14 protein-coding genes are annotated in these 16,116 nt (G+C 65.8%); 3 read left to right on the forward strand and 11 right to left on the reverse strand.

Going from position 1 to position 16,116, the window contains the following annotated elements; translation table 11 throughout:
* Positions 1–60 precede the first annotated feature (60 nt).
* Together BLS75_RS00460 and BLS75_RS00465 are read left to right on the forward strand one after the other, a co-directional pair.
* On the forward strand, positions 61–972 hold the full coding sequence (locus tag BLS75_RS00460) for a LysR family transcriptional regulator BsrA (RefSeq protein ID WP_072449928.1): 912 nt from the start codon (positions 61–63) through the stop codon (positions 970–972).
* 282 nt (positions 973–1,254) lie between these two features.
* Positions 1,255–2,400: an EAL domain-containing protein gene (locus BLS75_RS00465; RefSeq protein WP_072449929.1), complete on the forward strand. Its 1,146-nt coding sequence runs from the start codon at positions 1,255–1,257 to the stop codon at positions 2,398–2,400.
* Positions 2,401–2,412: 12 nt separating this feature from the next.
* Here BLS75_RS00465 and BLS75_RS00470 read toward each other — a convergent pair whose 3' ends face one another.
* Positions 2,413–2,886: a hypothetical protein gene (locus tag BLS75_RS00470; RefSeq protein WP_015636104.1), complete on the reverse strand. Its 474-nt coding sequence runs from the start codon at positions 2,884–2,886 to the stop codon at positions 2,413–2,415.
* A 200-nt stretch (positions 2,887–3,086) separates the two neighbouring features.
* Between BLS75_RS00470 and BLS75_RS00475 the strand changes: the two genes are divergently transcribed.
* Entirely contained in the window at positions 3,087–3,989 is a 903-nt protein-coding gene (locus BLS75_RS00475) for a LysR family transcriptional regulator (protein ID WP_015636103.1), read from the forward strand.
* Positions 3,990–4,084: 95 nt separating this feature from the next.
* Here the strand turns inward: BLS75_RS00475 and BLS75_RS00480 are convergent, their stop codons facing one another.
* From BLS75_RS00480 to BLS75_RS00525, 10 genes are all read right to left on the reverse strand, one after another.
* Complete coding sequence (locus tag BLS75_RS00480; protein ID WP_072449930.1) at positions 4,085–5,443, reverse strand: OprD family outer membrane porin; 1,359 nt, start codon at positions 5,441–5,443, stop codon at positions 4,085–4,087.
* Between the two features lie 116 nt (positions 5,444–5,559).
* On the reverse strand, positions 5,560–6,909 hold the full coding sequence (locus BLS75_RS00485; RefSeq protein ID WP_072449931.1) for a citrate-proton symporter: 1,350 nt from the start codon (positions 6,907–6,909) through the stop codon (positions 5,560–5,562).
* Between the two features lie 87 nt (positions 6,910–6,996).
* Positions 6,997–8,391, reverse strand: coding sequence for an amidase (locus tag BLS75_RS00490; protein WP_072449932.1), 1,395 nt, complete (start codon positions 8,389–8,391; stop codon positions 6,997–6,999).
* A gap of 379 nt (positions 8,392–8,770) precedes the next feature.
* Positions 8,771–10,183, reverse strand: coding sequence for an amidase (locus BLS75_RS00495; protein ID WP_072449933.1), 1,413 nt, complete (start codon positions 10,181–10,183; stop codon positions 8,771–8,773).
* Positions 10,180–11,460 carry a Zn-dependent hydrolase gene (locus BLS75_RS00500; protein WP_072449934.1) on the reverse strand — a complete coding sequence of 427 codons (1,281 nt, stop codon included), beginning with the start codon at positions 11,458–11,460 and terminating at the stop codon, positions 10,180–10,182. The genes BLS75_RS00495 and BLS75_RS00500 overlap by 4 nt, the downstream gene beginning before the upstream one ends.
* A gap of 13 nt (positions 11,461–11,473) precedes the next feature.
* The gene (locus BLS75_RS00505; RefSeq protein ID WP_015636097.1) at positions 11,474–12,169 is read right to left on the reverse strand and encodes an ABC transporter ATP-binding protein; all 696 of its coding nucleotides are present in this window, start codon (positions 12,167–12,169) and stop codon (positions 11,474–11,476) included.
* Positions 12,169–12,930, reverse strand: coding sequence for an ABC transporter ATP-binding protein (locus BLS75_RS00510; RefSeq protein WP_011061953.1), 762 nt, complete (start codon positions 12,928–12,930; stop codon positions 12,169–12,171). Before BLS75_RS00510 ends, BLS75_RS00505 begins: the two co-directional genes overlap by 1 nt.
* Positions 12,927–13,937, reverse strand: a complete 1,011-nt coding sequence (locus BLS75_RS00515; RefSeq protein WP_011061952.1) for a branched-chain amino acid ABC transporter permease — start codon at positions 13,935–13,937, stop codon at positions 12,927–12,929. Before BLS75_RS00515 ends, BLS75_RS00510 begins: the two co-directional genes overlap by 4 nt.
* Positions 13,938–13,939: 2 nt before the next feature.
* Positions 13,940–14,800 (reverse strand): branched-chain amino acid ABC transporter permease, encoded by an 861-nt coding sequence (locus BLS75_RS00520; protein WP_072449935.1) that lies wholly within the window; start codon positions 14,798–14,800, stop codon positions 13,940–13,942.
* Positions 14,801–14,870: 70 nt separating this feature from the next.
* Positions 14,871–16,073: an ABC transporter substrate-binding protein gene (locus BLS75_RS00525; protein WP_072449936.1), complete on the reverse strand. Its 1,203-nt coding sequence runs from the start codon at positions 16,071–16,073 to the stop codon at positions 14,871–14,873.
* Between the last annotated feature and the right edge of the window lie 43 nt (positions 16,074–16,116).

The following is a 16,116-nucleotide window of genomic DNA, read 5'->3' on the forward strand; positions in this document are numbered from 1 at the left end:
ACAGCCGGGGCTGGCGCCGCGAATTATCCAGCCCCTGGATAATTTCGATGGGCATTATTCATGAAGCTCAATGTGCAGCGCCTGGACCTCAACCTGTTGCGGGTGTTCGACGCCTTGATGCAGGAGCAGAACCTGTCCCGGGCCGCGGTACGCCTGAACCTCAGCCAACCGGCGGTGAGCAATGCCCTGGCGCGCCTGCGCCGGCACCTGGACGAGCCGCTGTTCATTCGCACCGCCCGCGGCATGCAACCCACCTCCCGGGCCCTGAGCCTGCATGTGGCCGTGCGCCAGGCCCTGCACCTGTTGCAGCAGGGCCTCGATCCTGCTGCGGCGTTCGAGCCGGCGGCGGCCCAGCAACTGTTCACCTTGTCGATGAACGATTACGCCCAGGCGCGCCTGCTGCCGGCCCTTTCCCGACGCCTGCAGCAGGTAGCGCCCGGGGTCCGGCTGGCGGTGCGCAGCGACAGCGCCGACGCCAGCGCCGCCTGGCTCGGTGCCGGGATGCTCGACCTGGCAGTGGACTACCTGTATTTCGACAGCCCGGACCTGTGCTACCAGCCGCTGCTTGAGGAGCAACTGGTGGTGATCGGCCGTCGCGACCATCCGGCCTTTGCCCCGGAACTGAGCCTGGAGGCCTACCAGGCTTGCCTGCACGTGGCGATTCCCGATCGGGGTGGGCGCGGCTCGCCCCTGGAAATCGTTCTCGGCTCGGCCAAGGTCCAGCGCCAGGTGCAGGTTTTCGTGCCCAACTACCTGAGCATTCCGCTGATCGTTGCCCAGTCCGACCTGCTGGGCACCGTGCCACGCTACCTGGCGGAGCATTTCTGCGCCTTGCTGCCGATCCGCATTGCCAGCCTGCCGCTGCTGGCGGCGCCGGTGCAGGTCAGCCTGATCTGGCATCGCCAGCAGCAACAGGCGCCAGGCCTGCAATGGTTGCGCAGGGAGATTGCGGCCATTGCCAGTGCTCCGTAGTCGCCATGCACTCCTGGTAAACGGGGCGCTGTCCAGGAGACGCCGGGCCTCGGCCGACCAGCTCTGGCCCCGGAATTTCTTGAGAAAATGCTAGGTATCAGAAATTTCCTACTGCCATTGGCGAAGTGTCTTGAACTCAGTTGAGTTCAATTTGGCTAGCATGGTTTTTTATCCGGAGCCGCGGTGATGTCGACGCTGAGCGTACTGTTGTTGTGTTCGAACGCTTTTCGAGTTCGACATTTTTCAAGAATTTTCGCGTCTTGCGGTTTTGCTCGAGTACAAGTGATCAGCGATGACTGCGACGGGGTTCAGTTCCCGCCCGCCCTGGATGAACTGGACCTGGTGATCTGCGACTCACTGCACTCCCTGAACGCCATCCCCTACCTGCGCAGGCTCTGCGAGCACTACGGGTTTTTCTCGATGATGGAATGCGAGGCACTGCAAGCGCCGATCCGTTGGGGGCTGGCGAACTTTCGCATGCGTTCCGGCAAGTACTGCGTCGGCAGTTACAGCGATCTGGATACGGTGCAGATCAGCGCCTTGCTGCTCAAGGCGCTGACCGTCAAGCGCACGGTGCGCAGTCACTCCCGCGGCACTACCCAGGCGGCAGGCCGGCCGCGACCCGCCAGTAATGACTGGGTGGCGCAGCTGGATGTCTCCATGGCGCTGGAACAGCAGCAGATCGTCCCGTACTTCCAGCCCCAGGTCTGTATCAAGACCCGGCGCATCACCGGCATCGAAGTCCTGGCCCGTTGGCAGCATCCTCACAAGGGGGTGCTGGGGCCGCAGTTCTTTCTCGATCTGTTCGACAGCCCGCAGGGCCATCGCCAGTTGTTCGATTGCCTGTTGCAGCAGGGCCTGGCGCTGCAGCGGCAGTTGCAGGGCCACGCCAGCGGCGATGCCCTGATGTTCTCCTACAACATTGAGGCCAGCCAGCTGGGCGATCCGCAATTCGCCTTGCGGGTGTTGCAACAGATCGACGAGGCGCAGGTGCCCACGCGCCAGGTGACCCTGGAGATCACCGAGCGCCAGGCTCTGGTCCTGAGCATGCAGTGCATCGAGAACATCAGTGTGCTGGTGCACAGTGGCGTGCGTCTGTCCCTGGATGATTTTGGCACCGGGCATTCCTCGATCATGCGCCTGGCGGACATTCCCTTTGGCCAGCTCAAGCTGGACTCCGGATTTGTCGCCAACGCTACGGGGCCCAAGGAAACCCGGATCATCGAGGCCATCGTGGGGATGGCCGGTGCGCTGAACCTGGAGCTGGTGGCCGAAGGCATCGAGACCGAAAAGCAACGTGCGCACCTGCAGCGCCTGGGTGTCGATGCGGCCCAGGGCTTTCTGTTTCACAAACCGATGAATGCGGCCGCCCTGGTCCGGGTCCTGACGTTGAGCCGGCCGCCGCAGCGACAGCTCAGCCAGAGCTAGGATGCAGTGCGGTCATTGCGTCTTGAGCATCACATAGGCTTCACCGCCACGACGGTCGTGCATGAGGATGAAGGTCTGCCCGTTGAGGGTGATCTTGCTCGGTACGCTCTGGGCCACCGGGGTACTGGAGAACTTGCCGGCCACGCTGAGAAATTGCTGGGTCAGCGAGCTGTCGTTCTGGGTCGGGGTGGTGATCGCGCATTCCTTGTTGGCCTGTATCTGCACACCCAGGCTTTGGTCCTCGTTCATGCCCATCTTGGCGAAGCCGGCATCGGTCAGGTCACTGATGCCATGGTTGCGCGCGGCGGTCTCGGCGCCGGCGAAGGATGGCGCGGACTTCAGGCAGATATCGCGAAAGGCCAGGATGCCGGCGGAAGTGATGGTGGGCTCCGGGTTGATCTCCCGGGTCACGCTGGAGCAGGCGCCAAGCAGCGCCAGGGCGGTGAGGGTTGCGGCAAGTGGTGCGGTGCGGGGCAGAGTGCTCATGGAAATCCTTGGAAGCAGACGGCAAGGGGGGCGGGGAGGGTTCTTGCCGAATGAGGCATCGGCGCCCTGGCAGGGTAGGCAGGGGCATCGTTCAGATCAATCTTTTGTGTGAAAACCGCGTGTTGAACGGTTCCGGGGCGCTGCGGCTGGCGCAGTAATTGCCTGCCTCATGGCTCAGTTCAACGATGGGGCCTGCGGCCATGCAATTACGAGCGTTGCGTTACTTCCACGAGGTGGCCCGGTGCGCCTCCCTGCGTCAGGCGGCGGAGCGCCTGTACGTGACCCCCACCGCAGTCAGCCGGCAGATCGAGCAACTGGAGCACTTCTTCGGCACCGCGCTGATCGAGCGCGGGCCCCGGGGCATTCGCCTGACCGTGGAAGGTGAATGCCTGGCCGAGCAGGTCACCTCCACCTTGCGCGGCTTCGACCAGGTGCGCGATGTGATCGCCAGCCGGCAGAGCCAGGTAGCGGGTAACGTCAGCATCCATGTGTCGGAAAGTATCGTTTCCAGCGTGCTGGCGCCGGTGCTGGCGGCGTTCAACCGGGCCCATCCGAAAGTCACCTTCAACATCGTCATCGCCAGTGCCGGCGCCACTCTGGATGCCCTGTGCAGTGGCGAGGCCGACCTGGGCCTGGCGTTCTACCTGCCGGAACGGGCCGAAGTGGAGGTGACCGCCCACTGCCAACTGTGGCACCGGGTGCTGGTCAGCGCCGAGCACCCGTTTGCCCAGTGCCCGAGCATTCGCCTGCAGGATCTGGAGGGCCAGCCCCTGGCGATTCCCGACTCGGCCTACGGCGTGCGCCAGGCCCTGGAGGGCGCGGCGAAAAAGCGCGGAGTGAACATCCTTCCGGTATTCACCACCAGCTCCCTGGAGGTGCAGAAAAGCCTGGCCCGCCAACGTGCGGCAGTGCTGATCCTGCCCCAGGTGGATGCCGAGGCCCGGGACCTGGGGGATGGGCTGGTGGCCGTGCCGATCGACGACCAATACCTGGAGCGGATCCGGGTGGACCTGTGCGTGGTGCGCAACCGGCCCTTGTCGGTGGCGACCCTCAGGTGCCAGGAAATGCTTGTCCGGGCGATGCAGCGCCATAGCCTGGCGTAGGAGTGGGCTTGCCCGCGAAAGCGTTTCCAAGAGCGCTGCACGGCTTACGGACCTCTTCGCCGGCAAGCCGGCTCCTACGGGGGAGGGTGATGGGGTCAGAACAGGTTGAACGGGAAATTCCCCACCAGGCGGAATTCGTCGTAGCTGCCATCGATCTGCCCACCGCTGGCGCGGTGGTTGTAGACGATGGTGCGCAGCACCGCATCCTTGAGCCGCCCGGACTGCACCACATACGCCAGCATCAGGCCGTTTTCGTTGTGCTTGGCGCCGTCCAGGCCGCGCACGTTGTAGCCGCGGTTGCGGCCATCGCGATCACCGTCGTACTGGGTGCCGTCGATGCCCCAGCCCTTGGCATGCCACAGGCTGGCGCTCAGCCCCGGCACGCCGTAGGCGGCAAGATCCAGGTCGTAGCGCAACTGCCAGGACTTTTCATTGGGGCCGTTGTAGTCCGAGTACAGGGAGTTGGCCATGTAGTTGCCGGTGGATTCCCAGACGTAGTCGAAGTACTCGTTGCCGAACACTTGCTGCCAGGCCAGGGTCAGGCTGTGGGCCTGATGGCTGCCGGTCAGCGCCAGACTGAAGGCGTCGTTGTCGATGTAGCCCAGGCGCTGCTGGCCCTGGTCCCGGGTGTGGTAGTAGTTGAACGCGGTCTTCAGCGCCAGCCGGCTTTTGTCTCCGGCGCGGTGGGTCAGGCCCAGGTAGTACTGGTCCCACATGTTCTCGAAGCGCGAGGCATAAAGGCTGCCTTCCAGGCCCAGGCCGGGCTTGACCGTCGCCCCCAGGTAGCTGATGCGCTCGCCGCTGTAGGCGCGGTTGCCGAAGGTGGTGGTCAGGCGTTCGCTGCCGGTGCCGGTGCGCGGGATGGCCCGGTCGAAGCTGCCGGCCTGCAGCGACAGCCAGTCGGTTTCGTTGCTGTACAGGCCCACGCCCTGGAAGCTGGAGGGCAGGGCGCGGTTGTCCTTGTAGCGCAGCACCGGGTTGTCGGTCATCAGGCGCCCGGCCTTGAGCTCGGTGTTGGACAGGCGCAAGCGCACATCGCCGATGCCCAGGCGGCTCCAGGTGGGCAGGGCGTCGCCGTCGCTGTCCACCAGCACCCGGTCGCCGCCATTGGCCACCCGGCCGTGGCCGCGCTCCAGGTTCACTGCGCTGAACAGGCCGGCGTCTACCCCAATGCCGATCAGCCCCTGGGTATAGCCGGAGCTGTACTTGAGCATGCCGGTCTGTACCCAGGTTTCCCGCACCCGGGTGCGCTGGTTGCCATCGGGTTTCTTGATCGTCAGGTAGGTGTCGCGTTGGGTGTGCTGGTTGGAGTAGTAATGGCGCAGGTTGAGGTCCAGGCTGCTGCCTTCGATAAAGCCCGGGGCCTGGGCCTGCTGGCTTGGGCGCGGGTTGTCCTGGGCCAGCAGGGGGCTGCTGGCGCTGATGGCCAGGAGGCAAAGTACGAGCTGTTTCATGTCGCTTCCCCACAAATCAAAGGCGTCGAACCACCGCCCGACCGCGGTCATGCGCGGCCGGCAGGGTAGAGAAAGACGCGGTGCCGGAAAAGGGTTTTGGGCAGTGAGGCGAATGCTCAGCGGGCGCGGGCTTCTGCGAGCCGTTGGCCGGGGGTGCTGCGTCCGGGTGTTTGTGGGCGGGTTTCCTTGGCGAACCAGGCGGCGGTCAGGCACACCAGGTTGGCCACCAGCAGGTAGCCCACTGGCGACATCGGGTTGCCGGTGGTGCCGATCAGCCAGGTGATGATGATCTGCGCCGTACCGCCGAAAGCCGCCACGCCAAAGGCGTAGACGATGGAAAAACCGGTGGAGCGCACCGCCTTGGGGAAACTCTCCACCAGCAGCACGATCAGCGCCGCGCCGCTCATGCCGTGCAGCCCGGAGAGCACCGCCAGGGTCAGCAGGAAGGTCGTCGGGCTGGGGTGCTCGGTCATCAATTGCAACGCCGGGAACAGCACCAGCAACAGCACCACCCGCGGCGCCATGAGGATGGTGCGGCGGCCGAAACGGTCGCAGAGCATGCCGCCGGCAATCGCGCACACCGCCATGGCCGCGCCGGCCACCAGGGTCGAGAGCATGGAGATGCTGGTGGGCAGTTTCAGTTCGGTGAGGGCGAAGGTGGTCATGTAGTTGATGAAGTACTGGGTGATGGTGCTGCCCGACAGAATCAGCAGCCCCAGCACCAGCGCCCGGCGATGCTCGCCGAACACCTGGCGCACCAGGCTGCCGGTGCTGGCTTCTTCGCCCTGGCCATGGAAGGTTTCCGCCAGGTTGCGGCGGATGTAGATGCCGATTGGCAGTACCAAGAGGCCGAACACGAAGGGCACGCGCCAGCCCCAGGTGTTGAGGTCCTCGGGGGACAGCACCTGGGTCAGGGTGTAGCCCACGGTGCCGGCGGCCATGGCGGCCACGCCCTGGGCCACCACCTGCCAGCAGGCGTAGGTGCCGCGCTTGTGGGCTGGCGCGGCTTCGAGGATGTAGGTGGTGGCGGGGCCGGCCTCGCCACCCCAGGCCAGGCCCTGGATCAGCCGAGTGAGCACCAGCAGGATCGGTGCGGCGATGCCGATGCTTTCATAGCTGGGCAGGATGGCGATGCTGCCGGTGCCCACGGCCATCATCACCAGGGTCAGGAGCATCGCCGGCTTGCGTCCGACGCGGTCGGCGTAGGCGCCGATCAGCACCGCCCCCAGGGGCCGCACGATAAAACCCACTCCGAAGGCGGTGACCGACAACATCAGGCTGACAAAGGCGCTGTCGGAGGGAAAGAAGGTGTGGCCGATCATCACCGCAAAGGTGGCGTAGACCCCGAAATCGAAGAACTCCACGGCGTTGCCGAGGATCACCGCGAATACGCTGCGCTTGCCTCCCGCCGCGTTGGGCGTTTCGGGCTCGGGTGTGGCGGATGGATTGGACGCTTGGCTGTGCATACTGGCCCCTCGAATTTTTATTCATAGGTTGCCCAGGCCCCGGGCGGCAAGGCCCGGGGCTGGGGTGAAGGTGGCAGTTTCGGTGTGTCAGTGGGACGGCGGGTTCGGCCAGCTGTGGATCGCTCCGCGCCAGCTCTCATAAGTCTTGGCCACTTGCAGCAGCCATTGATCGGCAAAGCGCGGGGCGATCATCTGCAGGCCGATGGGCATGCCATCGGCGGCGAAACCGCAGTTGATCGACAGCGCCGGTTGTTCGCCCATGTTCCAGGGCAGGGTGAAGACGATGTGCTCGAACGGCTGCTGCGGATCATTGCTCGGTGACGGCCACTGGGCGGGAAAATGGTTGATCTGGTTGGTGGGTGACAACACCAGGTCGAACTCGCTGAACACCTGGGCGGCACGCCGGCGCATCTCGAAGGTCTGGTTGAAGCCCTGCACCGCCTCGACCCCGGACAGGTCGGCCCCCGGCGCCGCCCAGTCGCGGATATAGGGCAGCACCTTGGCAAACTGCTCGGCGCCCAGGGCCGAGAGTTCCGTCCATTGTCGAGCACGCCAGAAGCGGTCCAGGCCGTCCAGTTGCGCGCGGTCCATGATCGGCGCCAGGGTACGGACCTGGGCGCCGTGGCTCTCGAACAGCCGCGCAGCCTGTTCCACTGCGGCGCAGACAAAACCTTCCGGTTGCAGCCCCGCGCCGGGTTCCAGCATCAGGCCGATCTTCAAGCCGTTGACCGACACCGGCGCATCGCTCCACTCGCCGGTCAAGGGCGGCAGGCTGGTGGCGTCCCGGGCATCGGGTCTGGCCAGGTAGCGCATCATCAGCACCGCGTCATCGACGCTGCGGGTCATGGGCCCGGCGCAGCGTCCGGTGTAGTAGGGGTCGATGGGAATCCGCCCCAGGGTCGGCTTGAACCCCACCAGAGCGCACCAGGCGGCCGGCAGGCGCACCGAGCCGCCGATGTCGGTGCCGATGTGCAGCGGTCCATAACCGGCGGCCGCTGCGGCCGCGGCACCGGAACTGGAGCCGCCGGTATTGCAGGCGGTGTTCCAGGGGTTGCGGGTAATGCCGTGGAAGCTCGACAACCCAGAGGACAACATGCCGAAATCCGGCACCGTGGTCTTGGCCAGGATGATCGCCCCAGCCTCACGCATCCGCGCTGCGGGCGGTGCATCCTGCAACGCCGGCTTCAGCGTGGTGGCCGCGCTGCCCAGCGGGATTGGCGTGCCTTGGGTGGCGATCAGTTCCTTGATCGTCACTGGAATCCCGTCCAGCGGGCCGTTGGGCGCGCCCTTGTTCCAGCGCTCGGTGGCGGCCCGGGCCTGCAGGCGCACCTGCTCCGGATCGAAGGCGTAGAGCGCCCGGATATGCGGCTCCCAGCGCCCGATATGGGCCAGCAGATGCTCGTAATAGTCCAGGGGTGAGAGCTGGCGGCTGGCGAATTGCGCCAACAGTTGTGAGGTGGATAGATCGTGCAAATCAGTCATCGAACGCATCCTTGTGTCGGGCGTCAGTCGGGTTGCTGATGGCCCGACTGTATCGCTTCCACCCTAGCCCAACCATCACAAAGGACGCAGCCTGGTGTTGCGTTTTTGTGAGCACTGCAGCGGCGTATCCCTCGGCCCGATTGAATACGGCCCCACCCAATCGCGACGTTCTGTAGGAGCGGGCTTGCCCGCGAAGGCGGCCTCAGGGTTTGCACAAGACTCGCAGGCCTCTTCGCCGGCAAGCCGGCTCCTACGGGATTTCGCGCGATGCCGGAACCAGATGTAGGAGCGGGCTTGCCCGCGAAGGCGGCCTCAGGGTTTGCACAAGACTCGCGGGCCTCTTCGCCGGCAAGCCGGCTCCTACGGGATTTTGTGCGGGTCAGTGTCGCAGGACGGGGGCTTGGGGGTGGGGGCTGGGGAACGCTTGTTCATAGGCCCGGCACAAGCGCAGCACTTGCTCATCGGCAAAGCGTGCGCCGACTACGTGCAGGCCCACGGGCAGGCCGTCGTCGGCAAAGCCGCAGGGCAGTGACGCCGCCGGTTGCTGGGTCAGGTTGAAGGGGTAGCTGAAGGGCGTCCACTCCATCCATTCCCCCAGGCCCGAGTCCGGTGGGACGTTATGCCCGGCGGCGAAGGCGGTCAGGGGCAGCATCGGCGAGAGCAGCAGGTGGTAGCGCTCATGGAAGGCGGCCATGTGGGCCACCAGGGCGGCGCGCGCCTCCAGGGCGGCGCTGTAGTCGCTGAGGCTGATGCCTTCGCCCTGTTCGGCGATGCGCAGCAGGCCCGGGTCCAGCAAGGCGCGTTGTGCCGGGCTGAGGGCTGCGGCCAGGCGCGCCGCCCCGGAGAACCACAGGGTATTGAACAGCTCCAGGGGATCACTGAAACCGGGATCGACCTGCTCGATCTGCGCCCCCAGTTGCGCCAGGCGCTCCACCGCCCGGGCCACCACTCGCGCCACTTGCGGGTCGACCTTGACGTAGCCGAAGTCCGGGCTGTAGGCGATGCGCAGGCCCTTGAGGCTGGCATTTTCCGGTAGCCAGGGCGTGCTGCGCGGGGCGCCGAGCAGGCCGTCACGGGCATCCGGACGGGCCACGGTCTGCAGCATCAGCACGGCGTCATCGACGCTGCGGGTCATCGGGCCCAGGTGCGAGAGGATGTTCATCGCGCTGGCCGGCCACTGCGGCACGTAGCCGAAGGTCGGCTTGATGCCGAAGGTGCCGGTGAAGGCGCAGGGAATGCGGATCGAGCCGCCGGCATCGCTGCCCTGGTGCAACACGCCGAGGTTCAGCGAGGCCGCCGCCGCTGCGCCGCCGGAGGAACCGCCGGCCGTCAGGCGAGTGTCCCAGGGGTTGCGAGTGATGCCGTACAACGGGTTGTCGGTCACGCCTTTCCAGCCGAATTCCGGGGTGGTGGTCTTGCCCAGCAGAACCGCGCCGGCCGCGCGCATGAAGCCGGAGAAGGGTGCATCGACCTCCCAGGGGCCGGTGGCCGCAGTGGTTTTCGAGCCCTTGCGGGTGGGCATGCCGCGGGTCAGGGTCAGGTCCTTGATCGACGCCGGCAAGCCGTCCAGGGCGCCGCAGGGCTGGCCCTTGAGCCAGCGCTGTTCGGAGGCCCGTGCCGCGTCCAGGGCCCCTTGGTGGTCGATATGGCAATAGGCGTTGACCAGGGGATTGAAGCGCTCGATACGCGCCAGGGCATCCTCGGTGACCTCCACCGGTGACAGGCGCTTGTCACGGTAATGGCGCAGCAGTTCGACGCCGCTCAGGGCGGCGATGTCAGTGGCTTGCTTCATAGCGATTGAACTCCTTGAGCGGCATTGACCATGGCCCGCAGCAGGACCGCGCAGCCGTCGGCCAGGTCCTGGGGCGCGGCGTTTTCAATTTCGTTGTGGCTGATGCCGCCCTCGCAGGGCACGAAGATCATCCCTGCCGGGCCCAGCTCGGCGATGAAGATCGCGTCATGCCCGGCGCCGCTGACGATGTCCATATGGCTCAGCCCCAGGTGCTCGGCGCCCTGGCGCACGGCGGCCACGCAGGCGGGGTCGAAGTCCAGCGGCGGGAAATCGGCGGTGGCGGTCAGCTCGAAGCTCAGGCCGTGCTGGCGGCAGCTGTCTTCGATCACCTGGCGCACTTCATCGACCATGGCTTGCAACCGGTCGGCGTGCAGGTGGCGCAGGTCGAGGGTCATCTGCACCTGCCCGGGAATCACGTTGCGCGAGCCCGGGTGCAGGCTCAGGCAGCCCACGGTGCCGCAGGCATGGGGCTGATGGGCATGGGCGATGCGATTGACCGCGCTGACCACTTGCGCCGCGCCCACCAGGGCGTCCTTGCGCAGGTGCATCGGCGTCGGCCCAGCGTGGGCCTCGACCCCGCTCAGGGTCAGGTCGAACCACTTCTGGCCCAGGCAACCCATGACCACGCCAATGGTGGTCTGGCGGTCTTCCAGCACCGGCCCTTGCTCGATATGCGCTTCGAAATAGGCGCCCACCGGGTGGCCGAGTACCGCACGCGGACCGGCATAGCCGATGCGCTGCAGCTCGGCGCCCACCGACAGGCCCTGTTCATCCTGCTTGGCCAGGGTCTCGGCGAGGTCGAACTTGCCGGCGAACACCCCCGAACCCATCATGCACGGCGGGAAGCGCGAGCCTTCCTCGTTGGTCCAGACCACCACTTCGATCGGCGCCTGGGTTTCCAGGCCCAGGTCGTTCAGGGTGCGGATCACCTCCAGCCCGGCCATCACCCCGTAGCAACCGTCGAACTTGCCGCCGGTGGGCTGGGTGTCGATATGGCTGCCGGTCATCACCGGGGCGCGGTTCGGGTCACGCCCGGCGCGGCGGGCGAAGATATTGCCGATGCCATCCACGCTGACGCTGCAGCCGGCCTCTTCGCACCAGCGCACGAACAGGTCCCGGGCCTGGCGGTCGAGGTCGGTGAGGGCCAGGCGGCACACGCCGCCCTTGGCGGTGGCGCCCAGTCGGGCCAGGTCCATCAAGGACTGCCAGAGGCGCTCGCGGTTGATCAGCGGGGCATTGCTGTGCAAGGACTGCAGTGGGTCCAGTCGACTGTTCATGGCATTTCTCCCGTCAGGCGCTCAGGGCCAGGTAGCGGTTCTTGATGGTCGGGTCGGCGCGAAATTCGGCGGCGCTGCCCTGGTAGACCACGCGGCCCTGTTCGAGCACGTAGTGACGGTCGGCGAGCTTGTCGCAGACCATCAGGTTCTGTTCCACCAGCAGCACCGGAAGGCCGCCTTCCTTGAGGGTGCGCAGGATCTTCACCAGCTCGTCGACGATCACCGGCGCCAGGCCCTCGGTGGGTTCGTCGAGGATCAGCAGCTTGGGGTCATTGAGCAGGGCACGGGCGATGGCCAGCATCTGCTGTTCGCCGCCGGACAGGGCGTGGCCGGCGTTCTTGCGGCGTTCCTTGAGCCGCGGAAACATTCGGTAGATGTCGTCCAGTTGCCAGCGGCTGGTCTTGCGCTGGGCGATGCGCAGGTTTTCCTCGACGCTGAGCAGGCGAAAGATGCCCCGGTGTTCCGGCACCAGGGCCAGGCCCTGGCGGGCGATCTCGAAGATCTTCTGGCCCACCAGTTGCTGGCCGTTGAAGTGGATCTGGCCCTGGCGCGGGCAGATGATCCCCAGGATGCTGCGCAAGGTGGTGGTCTTGCCCGCGCCGTTGCGCCCCAGCAGGGTCACCAGTTCACCGGCCTCCACCTTGAGCGAGACACCTTCGAGCACGTGGCTCTTGTCGTAGTAGGAATGGATGTTCTCGACGGTCAGCATCAGGCGGCTTCTCCCAGGTAGGCGACACGCACACGCTCATCGGCGCGCACCACATCCGGCGTGCCCTCGACCAGGATCTGGCCGTGGCTCATCACGGTGATGCGCTGGCTGATGGACATGACGATGCTCATGTTGTGTTCGATCAGCAGCACCGTGTGGTCGCGGCCCAGGTCGCTGATCAGTTGGGTCATGATCGGAATGTCGTCGATACCCATGCCCGAGGTGGGCTCGTCGAGCATCAGCAATTGCGGTTTCGAACAGATCGACATGCCCACTTCCAGCACCCGTTGCTGGCCGTGGGACAGCTCGCCAGCCAGGGTCTGGGCCCGGGCCGTGAGTTGCAGGCGCTCCAGCACCTGGTCGGCCACCTCCAGGTGCTCGCGGCGGCTATCCACGTGGCGCCAGAAGTTCAGGGCCCCCAGGCCGTCGCGGCCCTGCGCGGCCAGGCGCAGGTTCTCCCGCACGCTGAGGTTCTGGAACAGGCTGGTGAGCTGGAAGGAACGCGCCATGCCCAGGCCGACCCGGCCATGGGCGGGTTTCTTGATGATGTTCTTGCCGTTGAAACGGATGGCCCCGGCGGTGGCCTGGCGTTCGCCGGTCAGGCAGTGGAACAGGCTGGTCTTGCCGGCGCCGTTGGGGCCGATGATGGTGTGGATGGTGCCGGCCTCGACCTTGAGGTTGACCCCGTTGACCGCGTGGAAGGCACCGTAGGCCAGCTCCAGGTTCTGGGTTTCCAGCAGGTACTGCGCAGGCTTGCTCATGAGCGTTTCTCCTCGGCCAGCAAGGCCGTCTTGCGTGAACCTTTGAGGCGTTCCGCCAGGCTCGACAAGCCGCCCCACAAACCGCCACGCATGAACACCACCACCAGGATCAGGATCACCCCCAGCAGAATCAGCCAGCGTGGCCACAGCTCGGAGAGGAACTCGCCCAGCAGCACGATGGCGCCGGCGCCGAGCAGGGAACCGAACAGCGAGCCGGTGCCGCCGACGATGGTCATGATCAGGATGTTTTCCGACATCGCCAGGTCGATGTTCGACAGCGGCACGAAGTGCAGGAGCATGGCGTACAGCGCCCCGGCAATCCCGGTGACCGCGCCGGAGAGCATGAACACCAGGATCTTGAAATGCCGGGTGTCGTAGCCGATGGCGGCGGCGCGGGTTTCGTTCTCGCGGATGGCCATCAGGGTGCTGCCGAACGGCGAGGCGATCACCCGCCGGGCACCGATGAAGATCAGCAGGAACAGCACCGCGACAAAGCCGTAGAAATAGCGCGCGTCGGCCAGGGACAGCAGCACCGTGTCACCGATGCGGATCTCCGGGCGCGGCACGCTGAGCAGGCCGTTGTCGCCGCCGGTCCAGTCGCTGAGGGTGTAGGCGATGAAGTAGGCCATCTGGCTGAAGGCCAGGGTCAGCATGACGAAGTAGATGCCGGTGCGGCGGATCGCCAGGGCGCCCACCAGCAGTGCCAGCAAGGCTCCCACCAGCGCCGCGCCGAGCAGGGCACTGAACAGCCCCAGCTGCAGATGGATCATCAACAGGGCGGCGCAGTAGGCACCGGCGCCGAAGAAGATGCCCTGGCCGAACGACAGCAGCCCGGTGTAGCCCAGCAGCAGGTTACAGGCCAGTGCGGCGAGGGCGAAGATCAGGATCTCGCTGGCCAGGGTCGCCGACGGCAGCACCAGGGGCAGGCCGATCAGCACCGCGATCACCAGCCACAGCAGGCCGCGCGATTGAGTCTTGGCAAAGGGCAGGGGGTTTTTCTCGCTCATGATCATGCTCTCCCGAACAGGCCGTAAGGACGCACCAGAATGACTGCCGCCATGGCGCCGTAGATCATCAGGCTGGCGCCCTGGGGCCAGAGGCTGGTCATCAGGCTTTGCACCACCCCCACCAGCAGGCCGCCCACCAGGGCGCCGCCGAACGAGCCCATGCCGCCGATCACCACCACCACGAAGGCCACCCCGAGAATCTCCGGGCCGACAAAGGGCTGGGCGCCGCGCAAGGGCGCGAACAGCACCCCGGCGATCCCGGCCAGGGCCACGCCGAGGGCGAAGGTCATGGAAAACAGGCGAAAGATATTGGTGCCCAGCAGCGACACGGTCTCGGTGCTTTCACTGCCGGCCCGCACCAGGGCACCGAAGCGCGTGCACTCCAGCAGCAGCCACAGGCCCAGCCCCACCAGGGCCGAGAACAGGATCAGGAACAGGCGGTAGTAGGGGTAGACGAAGTCGCCGATCACCAGCACCCCGCGCAGCAGTTCCGGCACCGCCACGGCCTTGCCCACCGGGCCCCAGATCATCACGCTGGCTTCCTGGATGATCAGCGCGATGCCCAGGGTCACCAGGATCTGGAACATGTGCGGCAAGTGGTAGATGCGCTGGATCAACAGGCGCTCGATGATCCAGGCCAGGGCCGCCACCACCAGGGGCGCGAGCACCAGGGCCAGCCAGAAGTTGCCGGTCAGGCTGACGGCGGTGTAGCAGATGTAGGCGCCGAGCACGAAGAACGCGCCATGGGCGAAGTTGACGAAGTTCAGCAGGCCGAAAATGATCGTCAGGCCCACCGCGATCAGGAAGTAGATCATCCCCAGCCCGAGGCCGTTGAGGATCTGGAACAGGTACAAATTAAGCATGCAGGAACCCTCGGCAGGGAGCCCTTGGACGGAGCCCGCTGCCTGTAGCCAGCGATAGAAGTGTCGAGCGTCAGGCCAGGGTGCAGCCGGTGGCGCTGACATCCGGGAACGAGCGACCGGCGCTGAGCACTTCGGCCAGGTCGTCCTTGTCGCGCATCGTGGCGGCGGCCTTGCCCACCAGCAGGTAGTAATCCTTGATCACCTGATGGTCGCCGGCGCGGATGCTCTCCTCGCCGGTGGGGCCCTGGTAGGTCAGGCCCTGCATGGCCTTGGCCACTGTAGCGCCGTCAAAACTGCCGGTGGCGGCAATGGTGTCGAGGATGATCTTGCTGCCGATGTAGTCGGCGGCCAGCGGGTAGGTGGGGTTGATGCCGTACTTGGCCTGGGTCAGCTTCACCAGTTCGCGATTGAGCGGGGTGTCCACCTGATGCCAGTACTGCGCGCCGAGGTAGACGCCTTCCAAGACGTCGCTGCCCAGCTCCTGGAACTGGTCGAGCCCGGCGGACCATACCAGCAGCACCTTCATGCGTTCCTTGATGCCGAAGTTCACCGCCTGGCGCAGGGCGTTGGATGACTGGCTGCCGAAGTTCAACAGCACCAGCACATCAGGGCGGGCGGCGATGGCATTGGTCAGGTAGCCGGAGAACTCCTGCTCCTGCAAGGAATGGTAGCTGTTGCCGATGTGCTCGATGCCGTGTTCGGCACAGACCTGCTTCGCCCCTTCCAGCAAGGCTTCGCCGAACACGTATTGCGGGGTGATGGTGTACCAGCGCTTGGCCTCGGGCAGCAACTTGATCAGCGGCACCATGGTTTCGCGGATGGCGCCGTAGGTGGGCACCGACCAGCGAAAGGTCGAGGCATTGCAGTCCTTGCCGGTGACCTCATCGGCGCCCACCGGGGTCATGAACACCCCGCCGACCTTGCCCACCTCCTTGGCCACCGCCAGCGCCGAAGACGACAGGGTGCAGCCCTGGAAGAACCGCGCGCCGTCCTGGGCAATCGCCTCCTGGACCCGGCGCACCGCCTTGCCGGCGTTGCCCTCGGTGTCGATCACCTTGTAGTGCAGCGGTCGCCCCAGCAGGGTCGGGTACTGCTCCACCGCCAGTCGTGAGCCCATGTCGGCGAACTTGCCGTAGCTGGCAAAGGCGCCGGACATCGACTTCAAACCGTAAAAGGTAAAGGGTTCGGCGGCAAAGGCGTTGCGCACCCCCAGCCCGAGGCTGAGGGCACCGCTAACGGCCAGACCGGCTTTCAACAACGTACGACGCTGCATGGGGTAACTCCCTGGTTTAGTTATTGGCAGGAGTGGCAATGGC

Origin of the sequence: Pseudomonas sp. NFPP12, assembly GCF_900103205.1 — a bacterium.
Taxonomy (GTDB): domain Bacteria; phylum Pseudomonadota; class Gammaproteobacteria; order Pseudomonadales; family Pseudomonadaceae; genus Aquipseudomonas; species Aquipseudomonas protegens.

What these genes read in the sequence shown, in the direction of transcription:
- BLS75_RS00490 (WP_072449932.1), bottom strand. Translation starts at nt 8,391, where the DNA reads ATGACTGATTTGCACGATCTATCCACCTCACAACTGTTGGCGCAATTC.
- BLS75_RS00480 (WP_072449930.1), bottom strand. Translation starts at nt 5,443, where the DNA reads ATGAAACAGCTCGTACTTTGCCTCCTGGCCATCAGCGCCAGCAGCCCC.
- BLS75_RS00505 (WP_015636097.1), bottom strand. Translation starts at nt 12,169, where the DNA reads ATGCTGACCGTCGAGAACATCCATTCCTACTACGACAAGAGCCACGTG.
- BLS75_RS00460 (WP_072449928.1), top strand. Translation starts at nt 61, where the DNA reads ATGAAGCTCAATGTGCAGCGCCTGGACCTCAACCTGTTGCGGGTGTTC.
- BLS75_RS00470 (WP_015636104.1), bottom strand. Translation starts at nt 2,886, where the DNA reads ATGAGCACTCTGCCCCGCACCGCACCACTTGCCGCAACCCTCACCGCC.
- BLS75_RS00495 (WP_072449933.1), bottom strand. Translation starts at nt 10,183, where the DNA reads ATGAAGCAAGCCACTGACATCGCCGCCCTGAGCGGCGTCGAACTGCTG.
- BLS75_RS00500 (WP_072449934.1), bottom strand. Translation starts at nt 11,460, where the DNA reads ATGAACAGTCGACTGGACCCACTGCAGTCCTTGCACAGCAATGCCCCG.
- BLS75_RS00525 (WP_072449936.1), bottom strand. Translation starts at nt 16,073, where the DNA reads ATGCAGCGTCGTACGTTGTTGAAAGCCGGTCTGGCCGTTAGCGGTGCC.
- BLS75_RS00510 (WP_011061953.1), bottom strand. Translation starts at nt 12,930, where the DNA reads ATGAGCAAGCCTGCGCAGTACCTGCTGGAAACCCAGAACCTGGAGCTG.
- BLS75_RS00515 (WP_011061952.1), bottom strand. Translation starts at nt 13,937, where the DNA reads ATGAGCGAGAAAAACCCCCTGCCCTTTGCCAAGACTCAATCGCGCGGC.
- BLS75_RS00485 (WP_072449931.1), bottom strand. Translation starts at nt 6,909, where the DNA reads ATGCACAGCCAAGCGTCCAATCCATCCGCCACACCCGAGCCCGAAACG.
- BLS75_RS00520 (WP_072449935.1), bottom strand. Translation starts at nt 14,800, where the DNA reads ATGCTTAATTTGTACCTGTTCCAGATCCTCAACGGCCTCGGGCTGGGG.
- BLS75_RS00475 (WP_015636103.1), top strand. Translation starts at nt 3,087, where the DNA reads ATGCAATTACGAGCGTTGCGTTACTTCCACGAGGTGGCCCGGTGCGCC.